At 61.4% G+C, this 16780-nt stretch carries 18 protein-coding genes and 1 pseudogene; 11 read left to right on the top strand and 8 right to left on the bottom strand.

Annotation, left to right across the window (positions count from 1 at the left end):
• Window positions 1–2: 2 nt before the first annotated feature.
• The 3 genes from DA792_RS02645 to DA792_RS02635 all read left to right on the top strand — a co-directional run bounded on the left by DA792_RS02645 (window position 3) and on the right by DA792_RS02635 (window position 2689).
• On the top strand, window positions 3–1034 hold the full coding sequence (locus DA792_RS02645) for a DUF7146 domain-containing protein (RefSeq protein ID WP_105236777.1): 1032 nt from the start codon (window positions 3–5) through the stop codon (window positions 1032–1034).
• Window positions 1035–1399: 365 nt separating this feature from the next.
• A complete protein-coding gene (locus DA792_RS02640) occupies window positions 1400–2332 on the top strand; it encodes a DUF2493 domain-containing protein (RefSeq protein ID WP_105236778.1) in 933 nt (310 codons plus the stop codon).
• Between the two features lie 84 nt (window positions 2333–2416).
• On the top strand, window positions 2417–2689 hold the full coding sequence (locus DA792_RS02635) for a WGR domain-containing protein (protein ID WP_009574187.1): 273 nt from the start codon (window positions 2417–2419) through the stop codon (window positions 2687–2689).
• Between the two features lie 261 nt (window positions 2690–2950).
• Here the strand turns inward: DA792_RS02635 and DA792_RS02625 are convergent, their stop codons facing one another.
• Genes DA792_RS02625 through DA792_RS02615 form a run of 3 tightly spaced genes read right to left on the bottom strand, consistent with a single transcriptional unit; the run spans window position 2951 to window position 4714 of the window.
• Window positions 2951–3739 (bottom strand): ImmA/IrrE family metallo-endopeptidase, encoded by a 789-nt coding sequence (locus DA792_RS02625; protein ID WP_105236779.1) that lies wholly within the window; start codon window positions 3737–3739, stop codon window positions 2951–2953.
• Window positions 3736–4149: a hypothetical protein gene (locus DA792_RS02620; RefSeq protein WP_107718005.1), complete on the bottom strand. Its 414-nt coding sequence runs from the start codon at window positions 4147–4149 to the stop codon at window positions 3736–3738. Before DA792_RS02620 ends, DA792_RS02625 begins: the two co-directional genes overlap by 4 nt.
• Window positions 4136–4714: a hypothetical protein gene (locus DA792_RS02615; RefSeq protein ID WP_157789848.1), complete on the bottom strand. Its 579-nt coding sequence runs from the start codon at window positions 4712–4714 to the stop codon at window positions 4136–4138. Before DA792_RS02615 ends, DA792_RS02620 begins: the two co-directional genes overlap by 14 nt.
• Window positions 4715–4888: 174 nt before the next feature.
• Here DA792_RS02615 and DA792_RS02610 point away from each other — a divergent pair, with 174 nt between their 5' ends.
• The 5 genes from DA792_RS02610 (at window position 4889) to DA792_RS02590 (ending at window position 8345) form a co-directional block, all read left to right on the top strand.
• Window positions 4889–5428 (top strand): multiubiquitin domain-containing protein, encoded by a 540-nt coding sequence (locus DA792_RS02610; RefSeq protein ID WP_051130673.1) that lies wholly within the window; start codon window positions 4889–4891, stop codon window positions 5426–5428.
• On the top strand, window positions 5425–5805 hold the full coding sequence (locus DA792_RS02605) for an E2/UBC family protein (protein WP_074646429.1): 381 nt from the start codon (window positions 5425–5427) through the stop codon (window positions 5803–5805). Before DA792_RS02610 ends, DA792_RS02605 begins: the two co-directional genes overlap by 4 nt.
• Complete coding sequence (locus DA792_RS02600) at window positions 5802–7211, top strand: ThiF family adenylyltransferase (RefSeq protein ID WP_074646430.1); 1410 nt, start codon at window positions 5802–5804, stop codon at window positions 7209–7211. The genes DA792_RS02605 and DA792_RS02600 overlap by 4 nt, the downstream gene beginning before the upstream one ends.
• 5 nt (window positions 7212–7216) lie before the next feature.
• Entirely contained in the window at window positions 7217–7576 is a 360-nt protein-coding gene (locus tag DA792_RS22670) for a DUF6527 family protein (protein WP_274843028.1), read from the top strand.
• An 82-nt stretch (window positions 7577–7658) separates the two neighbouring features.
• The gene (locus DA792_RS02590) at window positions 7659–8345 is read left to right on the top strand and encodes a helix-turn-helix domain-containing protein (protein WP_074646431.1); all 687 of its coding nucleotides are present in this window, start codon (window positions 7659–7661) and stop codon (window positions 8343–8345) included.
• An 81-nt stretch (window positions 8346–8426) separates the two neighbouring features.
• Here the strand turns inward: DA792_RS02590 and DA792_RS02585 are convergent, their stop codons facing one another.
• From DA792_RS02585 to DA792_RS02565, 5 genes are all read right to left on the bottom strand, one after another.
• The gene (locus DA792_RS02585) at window positions 8427–8882 is read right to left on the bottom strand and encodes a hypothetical protein (RefSeq protein ID WP_009574178.1); all 456 of its coding nucleotides are present in this window, start codon (window positions 8880–8882) and stop codon (window positions 8427–8429) included.
• Window positions 8883–9087: 205 nt separating this feature from the next.
• On the bottom strand, window positions 9088–10200 hold the full coding sequence (locus DA792_RS02580; protein WP_074646432.1) for a Fic family protein: 1113 nt from the start codon (window positions 10198–10200) through the stop codon (window positions 9088–9090).
• A gap of 120 nt (window positions 10201–10320) precedes the next feature.
• Window positions 10321–10560, bottom strand: coding sequence for a hypothetical protein (locus DA792_RS02575; protein ID WP_074646433.1), 240 nt, complete (start codon window positions 10558–10560; stop codon window positions 10321–10323).
• A 162-nt stretch (window positions 10561–10722) separates the two neighbouring features.
• The gene (locus DA792_RS02570; RefSeq protein WP_074646434.1) at window positions 10723–11364 is read right to left on the bottom strand and encodes a hypothetical protein; all 642 of its coding nucleotides are present in this window, start codon (window positions 11362–11364) and stop codon (window positions 10723–10725) included.
• 10 nt (window positions 11365–11374) lie between these two features.
• Entirely contained in the window at window positions 11375–12094 is a 720-nt protein-coding gene (locus DA792_RS02565; RefSeq protein ID WP_038073754.1) for a ParA family protein, read from the bottom strand.
• 552 nt (window positions 12095–12646) lie between these two features.
• On the opposite strand from DA792_RS02565, the gene mobC reads away from it, so the two are divergent.
• The 3 genes and pseudogenes from mobC to DA792_RS02550 all read left to right on the top strand — a co-directional run.
• Window positions 12647–13234 carry a plasmid mobilization relaxosome protein MobC gene (gene mobC / locus DA792_RS02560; RefSeq protein ID WP_074646435.1) on the top strand — a complete coding sequence of 196 codons (588 nt, stop codon included), beginning with the start codon at window positions 12647–12649 and terminating at the stop codon, window positions 13232–13234.
• Window positions 13221–15509 carry a relaxase/mobilization nuclease domain-containing protein gene (locus tag DA792_RS02555; RefSeq protein WP_254679239.1) on the top strand — a complete coding sequence of 763 codons (2289 nt, stop codon included), beginning with the start codon at window positions 13221–13223 and terminating at the stop codon, window positions 15507–15509. The genes mobC and DA792_RS02555 overlap by 14 nt, the downstream gene beginning before the upstream one ends.
• Window positions 15510–15560: 51 nt before the next feature.
• Window positions 15561–16780 (top strand): annotated as a pseudogene (locus DA792_RS02550) (type IV secretory system conjugative DNA transfer family protein); the annotation flags it as partial.

Genomic DNA, 16780 nt, shown 5'->3' with positions numbered 1-16780 from the left:
CCATGTATTCCGAGACCGAAGACCTCGTGCGCGATCTGGCAGAAAATGCCGAAGGCGTCTGTCGTGCCTACCTTCCCGCCGGACGGCGGGAAGGATCCTACTGGATCGTCGGCGATCTGCAGAACAACCCCGGCCGGTCGCTCTTCGTGCGGTTGACGGGCCCTGCGTCGGGACGAGGGGCAGCGGGCAAGTTTATGGATGGGGCCACAGGCGAGCATGGCGATCTCCTGGACATCATCCGCGCCCGGACGGGGATCACGCGCTTCCCCGACCTTCTCGCCGAGGCCCGAGCGCATCTTGGCCGTCCGCAGCCGGTCGTCCCGGATAGGCAAGAGCCGAGGAAGGCTAAGGCGCCCGGTGGCACTCCTGCGGCGGCGGCGCGTTTGTTCGCGGCCTCGAACCCGATCACAGGCACGCTTGCTGAGACCTACCTCCGTTCCCGAGGCATCACCCAATTCGGGGCGAACGGCGCCTTACGCTTCCACCCGAAGTGCTGGCATCGGGAAGAGGGGCAGACCCGGAGTATCCCCAGACCTGCGATAATCGCGGCGGTCACCGATGGGGCAGGGGCCGTTCAGGGCGTGCATCGCACCTGGTTGGCCGCTGACGGGCAGGGGAAGGCGGCAGTGAAGCCAGAGCGTCGGGCTATGGGTCACCTCCTCGGCAATGCTGTCAGGCTGACCCCGCAGGATGACATCCTCGTCATCGGCGAAGGCATCGAGACCATGCTGTCCCTGTCCGAGGCGTTCCCAGGTCTGCCCGTCTGGGCGGCACTCTCTTCGGGTCACCTCGGGGCGGTCCTGCTGCCAGCGGGGCTGAAGCGCCTCTACATCGCGATCGATCGCGATCCGGCCGGGCATCGCGCGGCAGAGAAGTTGAGCGCCAGAGCCTCCGAGGTCGGGGTGCGCGTGCGGGTGCTGGAACCGCGGCTCGGGGATTTCAACGATGATCTTCGGGCGAACGGCAAGGACGCGCTGCGCCAGCATCTGGCAGGTCAGATCGGGCCAGAGGATCGGCATCGCCTATTGGGCTGAGCTGCATCGCGCAGGGGGGGGCTGGGAGTGCGGGGCAGGAGGCAGCATCCCAGTCGTGGCACTGGATCGTCGTCCTCACCCCATCCCGGTCCTTGCGCATCCACCCGTCAGCCCTGCGCGGCCTTCAAGAGATGGGCAGGCCGTCAAAGCGTTTGCCCCTGCAAGGTCGGCAGGGAACCTATTTCCGCCGGCGGCAAAGCCGCCTTTGCATCGCGAGACAAATAGCTTCCCTGCCGACCTCCTCCACGCTGTTCCGGCCCCGGTGAAGCCGGGGTGAAGGGGCAACCGCTCCGACGGCTCGGGTCTGCCCATGAAGGCCGCGCGGGATGACGCGCGGACGAGACAGGCCCGGAGGCAAGAAACCGATGACGATCCAGACCCACGACGACGCGTATGAACCCGCCCATAGCGCATCCCAGACCGCCCATGCGCTCGACGAGCTTCAGCTCTATGGCTATCGCCCCTTTGACGAGCCCGATCCGCGCCCGATGCCCGATGGGCAGCGCCTCGCCGTCGCCGTCGCCGACATCTTCGACGCCCTCGTCGCGACCCTGGAAGACACCCGTATGGAACCCGACCTCGAAGAGGTGCTCTGGGGCCAGGTCAACCTCTTCCACCGCGCCACGGCCCGGATCGAGCGGACGCTCGATGAGAACGAGCAGGCGCAGCGCCGCCTCCAGCGCGAGCAGGACGGCTCCGAAGTGAAGTCCGTCGAACTCGAGCGCCTGACGGCCGAAGGCCTGACTCTCGTTGAACGGCGCAACTGCATGGACATGATGCGCGATCACGCCGCCACCGAGTTCGTCCATCACACGGGATCGACCTGGCGCCCCCGCACCGGCTCGATGGTGAACCGCCAGCACATGACCGCATCGCTCATCGACAGCCGCGACTTCCTGGCCGCCAAGCGCCGCGCCGAGACCGAGGTAATGCTTCCCGCTGGTCCCAAGGTCGCCCTCACCGGCGGGACCGACTTCAATGATCACCGCCTGATCTGGGGTAAGCTCGACCAGGTCCGGACCAAGTATCCAGACATGGTCCTCCTGCACGGTGGAAGCCCCAAAGGCGCAGAACTCATCGCCGCCAAATGGGCAGAGTCTCGGGGCGTGACGCAGGTCGCCTTCAAGCCTGACTGGACCAAGCACGCCAAGGCCGCGCCCTTCAAACGAAACGATGCGATGCTGGATGTGCTCCCGGTCGGGGTCCTTGTCTTCCCCGGCACCGGTATCCAGGAAAACCTCGCCGACAAGGCCAAGAAGCTCGGCATCCCGGTCATGAAGTTCGAGAAGGGGGCGTGAGCCCCCGACTTCAATCCGGCACAGAACATTGTGGAAACGTCGAAGAGCGCTTGATATTGTGGTCCGGAGAGAGGCGCCAACAACATGTTCGACATATCGCAGCAAATGGAAGTGTTCCCGACAACGGTCGATCTCAAGCGGATCGACCCGTCTCTCAACATGCGGCGCTTCTATCGAATGAGCGTTCAGCCGGACCTGTTTGGCGGCGCATGCCTTGTGCGGGAATGGGGCCGTATCGGGTATAGAGGGCAGATGCTAATCGAACAGCATGATGACGAGGGCAGGGCGGTCAACGCTCTGATGAAGCTGTCGGCGACGAAGCAGCGGCGGGGCTACAAATTATTGGGCGAAATTTAAAGAAGCGGCCCGATGCAGCCACTGACCTTGAACTCAAACGCTGCACTGTCATTTCCCAAGAGATGTATTGCTTTGAAGCGATATGCGAAAGGCTGTGAACGTGAAGCGCAAGCCGACCAAGCACGTGATCTAGAGCAGGAGCGGCAGGTGTACGAACGCATGCTTGAGAGACAGTCTGAGGCATCTCGTCAATACAGCGTGGGTAAATTTAAGTCAGCTTGAGCACTTGCTGGGTGAAGAAGCTATTGAGGTTGTGAATTTTTATCGCGCCATCATGTATTCGCTCTTCAGGACCAGCAAGGTCATGACCTCGTCGTCACCCACACGGAACGACTGCTCAGCAAGCTCATACCGATCGGCGCCCTCTGTATCGAACCAGGTGTCCGCGTCCATAAGAGACAGCGAGATGTCGTCCCGGGCTCCCTTGTGCAGGATATCGTGAGCGTTGCTCTGCGGGTCAAGTGTTCGACGCAGGAACCATCGCTCCCCGACGCTCTTCGATCTCTTGAACCAGTTGAGGCCGCCGCGGCTGTAAGAGGCCAGGAGGCTCGGCTCGAAATCCAGATCCACCAAGCGATACGCCATGGCCGTCTTGCTGACAGAAAAGGCGTCCGAAAGAAGACGGACGGTGCGCATATCGAATTTCCTGAAGTCATTCAGTGCGCTCTTGAGCATGAACTCCGGCATCAACAGCTCTGAGGCGAACCGGTTGGCGCCCTTCTCTCGGGACATTCCTCGTTCCCGCCCCTTGCTACCCCCGATATCCTCTTTTGCACAAAACAGATGTTCTCCCCTGTGCCATTCCCAGTGCCCCAGTTCGTGTGCGAGGGAGAACCTCTGGCGCCGTAGATTTCCATGCGCGTCATTCACGGCGATTATCGCGCGGCCGACGTCAGCTCGACCATGGATGCAAGCCTCACATCCGTCCATTTCCCGGTAGTCAACCTTGGCACCTTGAAGCCAGGCAATGGCTTCAAGGTTGATGTCTTCCGGTCGCTTCAGGCGCAAAGCCTGGAGGATCTCCTCAGCACGACGCGGAGAATGAGTCATTCTTCATCGCCGTTTTTGTCAGGCCAAGCGTCATCGTCGAACAGGTCTTCCAAGTCCTTCTCGATCCCTTTTCTGTCTCTCTCCGACAGCTTCTTTCCATGACGAGCGGCCACCGTATCGGGCATGAAGTTGCCAGGCCTGTTCGCAGGCCTGCGTTGAGCCATGGAGACGACATTCTGGTCGCGCGTTGCACGACCTTGCTCAGCTGCGGCCTTGGCTTCCTTCATTGCCATTTCGGCGACCTCGTCTTTCGCGGTCTCCAGCCAAACTCTCATGCGATCACCGAAAGCAGCAATGTCCTCCCCGGCCTCTTCAGCCTCTTTTCGAATATCCTCGTCTGAAGCGTTCGTGATAGCTTCGTCGATTTCCTCCGCCAGGCGATCTTGAAAGGTTTTCTTATCCTTCGCCATTGAGCATCTCTTTCATTTCCGGGTGGGCGTTGCGTGTCCTTTTGACCCGCTGCACCACCGTGTTGTATTCCCTTTCATTCCAGTCGAGGCCCGTCATGATCTCGGACTTCGATTGCCCTTCCTCCAGAGCCAGGAGGTATAGCTGTGAATCGTCATCACCCTCGAAGAGCGCCATGAAGCGGGCCATAAATTCTTTCTCGAAGAGCTGCCCTTCTTGGTTGCACGACGAGGCAATGTCCTTCGCGGCCTCCATGTCTTTGTCGGCGTTCTTGCGAAACCCGATCTTAGGCCGCTCCGATGCAATGCTCCGCATCACGCCGGAGAGAAAGTCCATAAGCGCAACACCTTTGGGCCATTGGCGTGTCCCGGTGATCTCACTTTTCATCACCCTCATGACGGCCTCTTGAAGGACCTCCTCCTCGTCGCCGACTCGGTTGTTCCGAATGCACCAGTTGCGCGCCTTCTGAAGGAGCTTTCTGAGTGCGACATCATCGCGGAAGAGAAGGTCCAGTTCGTCAGTGAATTCCTTGAGGGTATTGAACTCTTGGGGTGTGTCTTTCGCCATGCCAATCGCCATCTTCGCTGCTCTTAATATACATATGCGCACGCAGCGACCTATCGCAGTCAAGAAAATTCAAAAAAATATCAAGGCTAAGAACGCGAACCCTCTTGTGCCGCGCATACACCATTGATGGCGCCTGCTGCGGGCGTCGAGCAGACAAGAAAAGGATTTGCTGCCATGACTACCGAACAGATGGAAATCGAAGATCTCCAGGCCGCCCTGAAGGCCGGCCGCAAGCCCCGCGACCACGGACCCTACAAGGTCAAAGTCGGCGACCACGACCTGAAGTTCACCGACGCCGTCATCGACGATCCGACGCCCACCGGCCGCCAGATCATCGAGGGGGCCGACTTCCGTAAGGCCGAGGAACACCTCGTGTTCCAGGTGCTGCGCAACGGTGAACTTGAAGAACTGCGCCTCGAGGAAACCACGGATCTGCGCCCTGGCCAGGTCGAGCGCTTCCTGGTCTTCCCGAGCGCGGAATCCTTCCGCTTCGACATCGATGGCAAACGCCTCGAGTGGGGCCACAAGGTCATCAGCGGGCGCGTGCTCAAGAAGCTGGCCGGGGTCGATCCCGCGAAGTTCGCCGTCTGGCAGGTGATCCCCGGCAAGGATGACATCCTGGTCGGCGACACCGATCTGATCTGCCTCGCGGATGCTGGCCTGGAGCACTTCTTCACCGGCGTGCCCCAGACCACGGAAGGGGGTGCGGCATGAGCCTCCTCCCCCGTCAGGATCGCCGCTACCTCGAGGGTCGCGGCATCACCGTTCGCGAGGTCATCGAAGGCGGAAAGAAGGGCGTGATCCTCACCGGGATCACGCTGCCGGAAGGCAAGTATCAGGTCGCCCAGGTGGATATCCTGATCCTGCTGCCGCCCTCGTATCCCGAGGTCGCCCCCGACATGTTCTACGCCGTGCCGCATCTGAAGCTCCTTGTCGGCCAGCGTGAGCCCCGCTGCACGCAGGCACGCCAGGCCTTTGATGGCCAGAACTGGCAGCGCTGGTCTCGCCATAACAACCAGTGGCGTCCCGGCACCGACGGCATCTGGACCATGCTGAAGCGGGTCGAAGAGGCCCTGGAGGTGGCGGCATGAAGCGCAGCGACATCACCCTCCACGCCCGTCACCGCGACAAGCTGCAGGCGCTGCTCGCGCACCCCCGTGGGCACGAGGGCGCCGCCTACATGCTGCTCGGCAAAAGCGAGATCGCGCAGGACCCCTGGGACCTCGAGCCGCGGACCCGTTACACCTCCTACGAGGTCATCGCGATCCCGCAGGAGGACCGCGTCGATGCCAGCGACAAGCACGTCACCTGGAATACCAACTCCTTCGCCCAGCTCTGTCGCCGGGCCAAGGAGGAAGGCCTGGTGCCGGCGATCGTTCATAGTCACCCGGGAGGCTTCGACGGTTTCTCGGACCAGGACGATCGCAACGAGCGCGACCTCTTCACCATGGCTCGGAACCGTAACGGCGAGGGGACACGCTTGGTGAGCGTCGTGCAAGTCGGTGACGGCCTCTACCGGGCACGGGTCTGGGAAGACGACATGACACCCTTGCCCTGTCGCCGCGTGACCGTCATCGGCACTCGGCTCGAGATCCAGTCGACCGACGTGCCGACCCCGTCGGAAGCCTTGGCCCGGCAGGCACTGGCCTTCGGGCCGGAGGTCAACGGACTCCTCAAACAGCTCTCCGTTGCCGTGGTCGGCTGCGGCGGCACCGGCAGCCCGGTGGTCCATCTCCTCGCTCGCCTCGGCGTGGGGCGCATCTTGGTCATCGACGATGACGTGGTCGAGCATTCCAACCTGAACCGCCTGTATGGCGCGACCCGAAAGGATGCTGAAAACGCGGTGCCCAAGGTCGACGTCATGGCGCGCGAGGTGACGATGATGGGCCTCGACGTCGAGATCCGGTCGATGAACGGCTGGGTGGATGCGCCGCATATCCGTGACGCGCTGAAATCCTGCGACGTCATCTTCGGATGCACGGACGATCACGCCGGGCGCCTCTACCTGAACCGCGTGGCGCACTTCTACCTGATCCCGGTCATCGATGTCGGGCTGGTCCTCATGCCCCGTGATGATGGTGAGCCCGGCCTCCTCGAGATGGCCGCGCGGGTCAGCGTGCTGTTTCCCACGTCGGCGTGCCACGGCTGCCGCGGCACAGTCGATCGCGTCAGGGCTCGCGAGGAGGACCTCCAGCGATCGGACCCCGTCGAATATGAACGGCAGAAGACCGAAGCCTACGTCCGCGGCGGAGGTAATCCCGCGCCGGCCGTCGTGACCTTCACCTCCGAGGCCGCCACCATGGCAGTGAACGAACTTCTTGCCGGTCTCGTTGACTTCCGCGGCGGCGGTGGATGGACATGGCAACGCTATCGCAAGCTCGACAAGGGTTTAGAGCGTTCGCAGGCGGCGCAGCCTCGGTCCGACTGCCCGGTCTGCGGCAGCGAGGAATACTGGGGTCTCGGCGACATCGATCCGTTCCTGGATCGCATCGGGTGAGCGGGATGATGATCGACATTCTGCGGAAGAGCCTCGAGCTCTTCCGCCTCATTCCACGAAGTGACCTGCTTGCCAGGGTAACACCCAGACACCCGACGCCGGATCAGATCGTGCCGGGGGAGATGACCATCGTGCGCGATGGCGTCGACAAATGGGCCTGCTTCCACTGCCCTGGTGGGTGCGGCGAGACCATCAAACTGTCCCTCAGCAAGAACCGGAGGCCCAGGTGGACGGCCATGTCAGACTGGCTGAGGCGCCCGACCATCTCGCCGTCGGTCCGCCAGACGAACGAATGCCGGTGTCACTTCTGGATCCGGCAGGGGCGGATTGACTGGTGCAAGGACAGCGGCCCCGGGGCGGGATAGCAGTCGAGCGTTCGGGTTGCGTTCGGGGACCCCCCAGAGCCGGCGTGCCATGCTATTCCTGTCAGCAACATGGAGTGATCTGATGGAAACGATGGAACGAGACGCCGAGTATATCGCCAACCAGTGCAAGTATATCCGCAAGATGTTCTCTCTAACCCAGGAGAACCTTGCGGACACCTCCGGGTTGACGGTCCGCACGATCCAGAAGGTGGAAAGCGGACGGCACGTGCCCGAGGTGCAGACCTTGCGAAGCCTCGCGCGCGGCCTCGGGTTCGACATCACGGTCTTCTCCAAGCTCACCCCCGAGGAGGAGAAGCGCCAGCAGGAAGAAATGGAGCGCGCGCTGAAAAAGACGGTGCTCGTGCCCACGTCCCCCATCAGGAAGCCCAACGACTTCTATTCCCGTAACCGCGAATGGCACGGGCTCCTGTTCAACGCCGGCGCGGTGGAGGCCGGCAATGCCCTCGAACTGACTGCCGCGATTTCGGACTGGATGACCGATCTGGACGGGATCTGGGATATGAGCAGCGCCGGCCAGCGGCTTGAGTATTCGGCCGCGATCTCCGCGCTGTGTCTCGAGTTGGAGGGCCTCGGATATCTCACGCACTTCGGTCACTTCCGACAGCAGCACATGCACGACAAGGGGATGATCCTGGATATCGGGATGATCACCTTTCTTCCGAAGGCCGGCCGCGATGGCGTCCGCTACGGCATCGTCACCCTGGAGGACCCGTGGGAGGTTCCAGAACAGGATCGCCCCAAGCTGTGATTTGTTCTCGACGGGCCTCTCTGTCTGGTCATGACCATCATCTGCACGTCTGTCGCAGGCCTGGCCATATCGGCCGGGCCTCTACTTTTCAGAGCTGACCGTCATGAGACGACAGGCGAGTTCACGGTCGCCCCATCGGGCCGCGAAGGCCTCGCTTGTCGAGAACCAGCCGCCATCGTCGCCCTGGCCGTGGTTGGCCCCCATACAGGAACACTGGCACTCATGGCCGATGGCGTTCATGCAGGCCGGAGCGCAGATCTCCTGCTCCCGGTAGGGTTGGATGACATAGATCAGGCCCCAGCGGCGAAGACAGCGGTTCACGAGGTCATTGAACCATGCCTTGGGACTCTCCCAGCATCCCAGTGCCGAGTTCCAGCTTGGCCGGATGCGCCGGCCATTCCTGAGCCAGGCATAGTTGTCGTCCGCATAAGGAAGGCGGACCCTGACCCGTTCGCCCTTGCCGTCACGGCGAAGCGCGACAGGGATTGTCTTCTGGTTCCATGCCGCCTTCAGGCGGCCTTCGTCCTGTATCGTCATGCTCGTTGCAGCTCAATCAGGCTGAATCCGGGGAAGCATTCTCAATAAAGCGCTACTTGGAGCTATTTTATCGCGCTGGTTTTTTCAGATTCTTAGCTAGCCCGATTCAAATATCAATAGGGCAAAAAAATTACATAAAACGAATTATGCGTATTTTGGTAACATATTGATAATAAATACCAATATGAAGTCATCGTCGCTTGCGCTACTCCATATGGTCTAGGTTCAACCAGTACCTCGTATGCCGTCGCTCACCGGTCCGGCTGAGCGCACCTTTCTCGACCAGATCCTGCAGATCGCGGGTTGCGGTTGCGCGTGAAGTTCCGGTGATCTTGAGATAGTTGTCGGCGCTGAGGCCGCCTTTGAAACCGCCAGGGCCTTCCTGAAACATTCGAGCGATGGCCTTGGCCTGGCGTTCGTTCAAGTGGTCTCTGTGACGATCGTAGAAGTGTGCCTTGCTGATGAAGAAGCCTACGCGGTCGAGTGTTGCCTGTTGGGCCTTCAAGACAACTTCTGCGAACCAGACGAGCCAATCGGTCACGTCGAGCGTTTTTTGATGCTGCTCAAGCTGATCGTAGTATCCCTTGCGCTCCTTCTCGATGGTGAAGGCGAGCGAGATGAGGGTGGGCTGGCCAATGTTCTGCGCCAGCGACTTTTCAGCGAGGGCGCGACCCAAGCGGCCGTTGCCGTCTTCGAATGGGTGGATACTCTCGAAATAGAGGTGGCTTAGCCCTGCGCGCGTCAGTGCTGGAAGCGGCTCTGCTCCCCCCGGACCGGTCTTGTTGAACCAATCCGCGTATCGCTCCATCTCAGGCATGACCCGCTCCGAGGGCGGCGCTTCGAAATGGATCGTGGGCCGGTCAAGGCGGCCGGAAACGATTTGCATCGCCTCGGCGTGTTGTCGGTAGGCCCCAATGGTTTCCAACCGACGGTCATGGGACAGGAGCATCCGATGCCAGCGGTACAGTGTCTCATGGGTTAGCAGCTCTGCAAAACTGGAATAGACGTCGACCATCATTTCCGCGACGCCCTGTTCGCGCGGTTTGGCAGGGTAGCTGTCCGGATCGAGGCCCAGATGGCGGCGCAGCGAAGATTGCACACTGAGCCGATCGAGGATTTCACCCTCGATGGCGCTCGTCTGCATCGCTTCCTCGCTGAGCAGTTCGATGCGGAGTTGCTCGCGTTCCGGCTGGCTGACATGATGGACCGCGCCGAGGATTTCTCCGGACGACAGCAGGAACGTCTGCTCAAACGGCTCCAGAGCGGAGGCGTCATACCGGAAATCCGGCCAATCAGGCAGCGTCCAGTTCCAAGCCATGAGTTATAGACATCCTTTCTATAACTCACATCTAGACCACTTCTGAGGCATAGAAGTCAACTCTATCGCTCAAAGGACCTGCGCGATGGGGTGACCCACAAAACGACGCGAGGCCTTGAGCTATGCCTTTTCAAGGTGCGTCAGACCTTGCTGACGCGGTCTGGGGGCCTTCGGATCGGCGGGGTTTTGTTCCGGCGCTTGAAAGAATGGTTCATAGCGAACGTCCGCCATGGCGCCGTCGAACCAGGCAGGCTGCACGTCACCATTGTTCCATTGGTACAGGTAGCCAACCAGATTTTCAGATGTCTTGCAGAGGATGCGCATGATCGGTTCGCCAGTCAGGCGGGGCTTCGTGTTCATAATGCGTTCCTCCAAAATGGACCTCGTAACTCTTTAACAATGAGGTCATAAAAAAATCTGTTCGGCGGTGTTAATGGCGGCATTATGCAACTTCAAGGCGAATGGCCGCGTATGGGCAAAAATCCACCGGCGAAGTGAAAGTTGTCCTTTCAGATAGGTTCCTTAAGGTCCGGGCTGCTCATGCGGCGATGCAGCGGGAACAGCAATTTCTTCCAAGATTCTGTCGATCTCGCCCCATATGCGTGGTTCCACCTGACCGCGGATCAGAGCCCATTTACTCAAGACGTCGAGGGGGTCGTGGTCCCGGAGGAGGACACCCAGGCTGGCTGCATCTACTGCCAGAGATGTCCGGGCCTGCCACTGCGTGTTTCGAGTGCGTCGCTCCTCAGCGACTGGGGCGAAGACCGGCGACAGTTGCCAGCCTTTGACTGCACGGCGCAGGGCGGCACGCACCACATGTGCTGGCTCAACACCACAAGTCTCCAGCGCTGCTTCCTGTCGTTCGAGTGCGTTGACCCTGATGTCGATCTTCCGGGTCGGGCTCAATGCGCGCGCCGATACGGGAGCTCTCAGGCTGGTATGCGGGTCAGAGCTTTCCGCGGTGACTTGGTGCGGCGCCACGGTACCTCCCGGCATAAGCTCTGACTCGTGCCGATCAGCGTCAACGTCAGTGGCTGGGGTGCCTGTCTTTGTTGCTGTGACCTGTGCCTCATCTTCCGTCCCGGGAATCTCGCGGTCACCCTGTTGCAGGGTGGCGGCGTAGGCTGGGTCGGGCCTGGTGATGGTCGGGATCTTCTTGCGCAATCGACTGTCCTCACGCAGCAAGAATGTTGTTGAGGATGTCCGTCGCCTCCTCGAGCGCCTCGACGACATGACGTACATGTGGACGCATCAGAGGGTTTGGATCAGATTGCTTTTCCAGTGCCAAGGCGTGGAGAAGCCCCTTCTGGTCCATCTCCTTGTAAGTGTTCCGCCGCATCATGACGGTCTCAATCACCGGGAAACGGGTGAGCGCTTCTTCAATCAGGGCGGCGTCAGCACGGGTCGTTTTCGGGTCGACCATGTTCAGGACGACGTGGTGGCGCGGAAGGCTGGAGGGGTCGTCAACACGGGATTTCAGTTTCTCAAACCAATCAGCCGTCTGCGCTCCGACATCGAAATCAGATGTCGACAGCATGACGGGCGTCACAATGTGGTCCGCAAGCACCGCGATGCCGTCTGACCATTCGGCACCGACCCCCGCGGTATCGATGAAGATGAAGTCTGCCGTGCCTGCCATGTAGACCTGATCGATCTGACCCTCGACACCCGCCACGCTTTCGACGGTGGCCGAGCAGAGAAGCGGCGAACTCAGCCCACCGGCTTCCGCCCGAGCATGCCATGCCCCGAGTACTCTCGTGCTGTCCGTGTCGATCAACATCACTCTGCGTCCGGCGGCGATCGCGGCACTGATCAAGGCGCGCGAAAGCGTCGTTTTTCCACTGCCCCCTTTCCGGGCCATCGCTGCGATCACCACAAGATTTTCGTTCGGCATTCTGATCCTCCGCAAAAATAGTGAATCGCAACGATAATGCAAAAGCGTCGCTAAACGCATGAGGCGGAGGGGTCAAGCAGAAGTCGGGATGCGAACTGCGTTTGGCATGCAGCGGGTGGCGTAATGCGATGACCGTGCGACGTCTGCCGTGGCGCCGTCAGCATTCGTCGCGGGGCACCGCACACCCTCCAAATGTCGGGATGCGCTCGGCGATGTGCTGCGGACGGAATGCAGGTGACGGATAGCGCGCTCCAGACGACGGGAGGCAGTCTCGCGTATGGCGTTCTGCGGGTGACGCGAGACGGTCAGCGCGCGGCAGAACCCGTCTTGCGGGGTGCAAGAGACGGGGCGCAAAAGACGCGATGCGCGATGCGGAGACCGCATCGCGTGGTGCAATGAGCGCGGCGCGCGATCCATTTGACAAAGGACGGGAAATCGCCCCTGCAGGGCGATTTTCTACATTGAGTACAATCCCTTATGGCCGACTCCACTTGCGTTGGGAGTCGGCGGGCTTGTACGAAGTTGGCAAGAAATAGGAACGTTAACTTCAAAATGTCCCGCCGCCGCAGACTGTCAGAGATCGAGCGATCGACCATCGCCCAGGAGCGCCGGAACGGCGTCTCCGCGGCGTCATTGGCCGCGCGCTACGATGTCAGCCTGAAGACGATCTACAACGTGGTGAACCACCGGGATGAGCGTCAGACAGCGAACGGCAGCCGATCGCGGGTTGTGGGGATCCGGGTCTCGGACGACGACCTGCGCCGGTTCGACGCGGCACTGTCGCGGCGCGGGATTGCGCACCGCTCTGATGCCATGCGCCGCCTGATGCTGGCGGCCGAAGGTGTCTTCTTGCCCGACGACGAGATGTGTGACGAGTTGCGCAGCCTCGGCGCCGCGCTCAACCGGGTCGGCAACAACGTGAACCAGATCGCGCGACGTCTGAACGAGGCCAAGGTGCGGGGCGAGAGACTGTCCTACCCGGCCTCAAGTCACCGTGACGTCCGCGCCCTTGCGGGTCTGGTCTTCGATCTGGCCGACCAGGTCCAGGAGATGTCGCGTGCGCGGCGCAGCCTGCTGGACCTTGAGATCAGCTCTGCCCTGGCGGGCCTCGCCGAGAGGGATGAGAATGGCGCGGAGTGACCGGGTCCGTGGCATCGATCCGGCGCTTTTCGACCGCGGCTGGAGCCGGGTTTCGGGATCCTGGCAGGGGCTTTCCAAGGGCGCGCAGATGGTCCGGGCCGCGCGCGGCTATTCGCCAGCGATCTTCAAGGCTATCTCGAAAGGGGGCTGCCACACCGGGGCGCAGCTACGGGCGCAGCTCACATATCTCACGACGAAGTCGACCCATATCCTCGACAGCCGCGGCACCCATGACGGGAAGAAGCAGCTCTCGGAAGCCGAGATCAACCGAGTGGCGCGGCGGTTCGAGAACCAGTGGAACGAGCGCTACAGCCCCAAGCTTGGCCATACGTCGCATCTGCTGATGGCATTCCCGGTTGGGACCAGTGGTGAAGAGGTGCGCGATATCACCCAGGCCGTCTGCGAGAAGTTCTTTCAAGGTGAGGGCTCGCAATTCGACTATATTGCTGCAATACACCAAGATCGCGCGCATCCACATGCGCATATCGTTCTGAACCGCCGCAGCAAGGATGGCGAAATGTTCTTTCTCGGGAAGGATCATCACTTCAACTACGACGCCTTTCGCGAGGCGATGGTCGAAGCGGCCAGAGGACACGGGATCCGGCTCGAGGCAACGCGTCGTCTGGATCGCGGCGTCACGACCTACCGCGCCGAGATCGATGAAATCTACAAGGCCCGCGACGAAGGTCGTCCCCCAGTCGAGCGCCAGAGAACCGGTGCTGACCTGGCGGCCGCTCTGGAAACCGTCCGGCACAACGCTTTGATCTATCGCGGGCTCGCGGCGGAGGCGTCCCGTTCGAATTTCGAAGACGTGTCCGAGGCGCTCGAGAGGGCCAGCACCATCCTTGCCAGTGGCGGTCAGATTCAATCTGACGGAGCCATCTACATGTCCCAAGACGAAGCAGCGTTCGACACGCTGATCACCGAGTTTTCTCAGAACATTCGCCAGATCGAGGCGGCGATCGACAGGGCGCCAGCGGCCGAGAGGCCGGTGATCGAGCGCAAGCTGACCGACGTTCTGGCCTCGGTCGCGCATTTGAACCCGCTCGGGGATCGCTCCGCCGCCCTGGTCGATGCCCCATCCCGGGACGGCATCTATGCAAGGCCGAACTTAAGTGAAGAACACCTCGCGCGTATTGACGATGGAGAGGTGGCATCAAAGCTGGCCGAGGCGTTGCAAGGCACGGGCATCGATGCCGAGGCTGTGGCCGCGCGCCTGCGGGAGGGGGCAGGCAATGCCGCATTGGAGCGCCAGTGGCTGGCACAGGATCTGCAGGGGATTGCCAAAGCAAGCGACCTCGATCTGGAGAAATCTGCGGACCGGGAAGACGCGCTCGACCGGCTGGAAGCCGTGCATGTTCGGTTGGGCGATGTTCTGACTGACGTGCGCGTCCTGCGCGCGCCAACCGAGGTCGACGAGGTGGATGACGCTGAGGCAGCGCTTGGTGAGCGGTTGACGACACCTAGGAGTGATCTCGCGCAAGACGGGTCCGACATCTTTGCCCCATCGGAGCGGCAGGCGTTCAGGGCGCTGGTGGCGCAGTTCCGTCGGACGGATTTCGATCATCCGTTCTCCGACGACCCCTCGGTGCGGCGGGCGGGCGCCGTGGAGGTGGAGGAGGCCCGCGTTGCGTTCGACGCCTATGCGCAGAGATCTCCGCAGCATGCCGAATTGGCCTCGATGGCTTGGGAACAGATGACTGACAGTCGAATGCCGCCGCAATATGCGGTATCGGAACAGGACCGCACACTTCATGCTGGCGACATGGACCTCGCCTTGCGGGATCCTTCGGATCATCTCGGTCCGATTACCGAAGAGCTCCGTACCCTCGCCCGCTATCGCACGGAGATGCCGGATGACGAGTTTGGGCAGGCCGTCCAGGACGAAATCAACCACCTTCGTTCGCTCGGCGCGTCGCGTGCCTATATCAGCGAGCGCAGTTTCGAGATCGAGGACCAGGCGCGACAAGACTACGCCGAGCGCCGGTATCTGGAAGAGACAGCGCCAACCGTCATGGCCTTTGTGCGAAACGCAGACGTCGAGGGCCCGCTCTCCGAGGCAGAGCGACATGACATCGTCCGGCAGGTCAACGAACGGCTAAGCCCGACGCAATCGACGCGCTGCGGGCCGGAAAACGCAGAAGTCCTCGATAAGTTCACTGAGGATCCGCTCCGCCAGCTGGAACTCGCTAGAACCTATCTCCAGAGCAGCGAGGTCACTGCGCATGGCCGGCCATGGAGCGCGTTCTCGATGCATTGGCGGAAGAACAGATAGAGGCGCAGCGCGCACGCCACGCCGCGGCACATGGTGAGAAGGGGATCACCCATGGATAAAGGCAAGATTGCCCTAGGAGTGTTGAGCCTCGTGCTGGTCGGTCTCGCCATGGCTATGTCGTGGCGACCGGCTTTGTCATGTTCCGCTATGGGCTTTCTCCCACGCGTTTCGACGTCACCCTGCTTGCCCGCGAATATCGGGGTCTGTCTCAGTCCGCACCAAAAGACTTCCTCTGGGTGAACCTCATACTTGGCGGCTTCGGTCTGGCATCGCTGATGCTGAGCGTCACGCTTCTGGGGGATGCATTGACCCGCTTCGGGACGACGCATTGGCAGACTCGCAGCGAGATGAAGAGGAACGGTTTCTTTGCCAAGCCCGGCGGCGGCTTCCTTCTGGGCAAGCTCGGCTCCCCGAAATCCAAGCGCCCGTTCCTAGTCTCAAAAACCTTCCCCACGCGCTGATCGTGGCGCCCACGGGCCGGGGCAAGGGCGTGGGGTTCGTGATCCCGAACCTGCTGACCTACAAGGGCTCCGCCGTGGTGCTCGACGTGAAAGGCGAGAACTTCCGCGAGACCTCGCGCTTCCGCGCCAGCATGGGGGACAAGGTTTTCCGCTTCGCGCCGACCGACTGGGACCGACCAACACATCGCTATAATCCGCTGGCGCGCATTGCTGCCATGACCAACCCGACCGGCAGCAGATGGAGCTTAAACTCACCGCGAAGCTCTTCCTGCAGACCGACAACGAAAAGCTGAGCGGCCTTCTCGCAGGCGGTATCGACTTGTTCGTGGCGGCCGGTCTTCTGGCTTTCGAGCGCGGCGTGCCGACCATCGGCGAGATCTACCGCATCACCGCCTCGGGGGGCGACAAGCAGAAGGAATATCTGAAGCGTTCGCAGGAGGTGAAGAACACCTCGGCCAAACTGATCTTCGAGCGTATGGCCTCGACCAACAACGACACCCTCACTCCTACCTCTCGCTTCTCATGACATCGGGTCTCGACACCTGGGACAACCGCGCGATCGACGCGGCCACCGCGACCTCTGACTTTTCCTTCCGGGATATCCGCCGCCGCCCACATGCGATCTATCTTGCGGTCGAATCCGAGATGATCCGCCGCTTGCCCCGCTGATCCGCCTCTTCTTCTCGGACCTGATCGCCTCGCTGCAAGCACAGGAACCCGGCGATGACGAGCCCTGGCCGGTGATGATCATGCTCGACGAGTTTGACCGGCTCGGGAAAATGCCAATCGTCGCCGAAAGCATAAAGACGC

Origin of the sequence: Celeribacter baekdonensis, from assembly GCF_003047105.1 — a bacterium.
GTDB lineage: Bacteria > Pseudomonadota > Alphaproteobacteria > Rhodobacterales > Rhodobacteraceae > Celeribacter > Celeribacter baekdonensis_B.
Note: the sequence above shows the minus strand (reverse complement) of the source record. Positions and strands in the feature narration are given on the sequence as shown.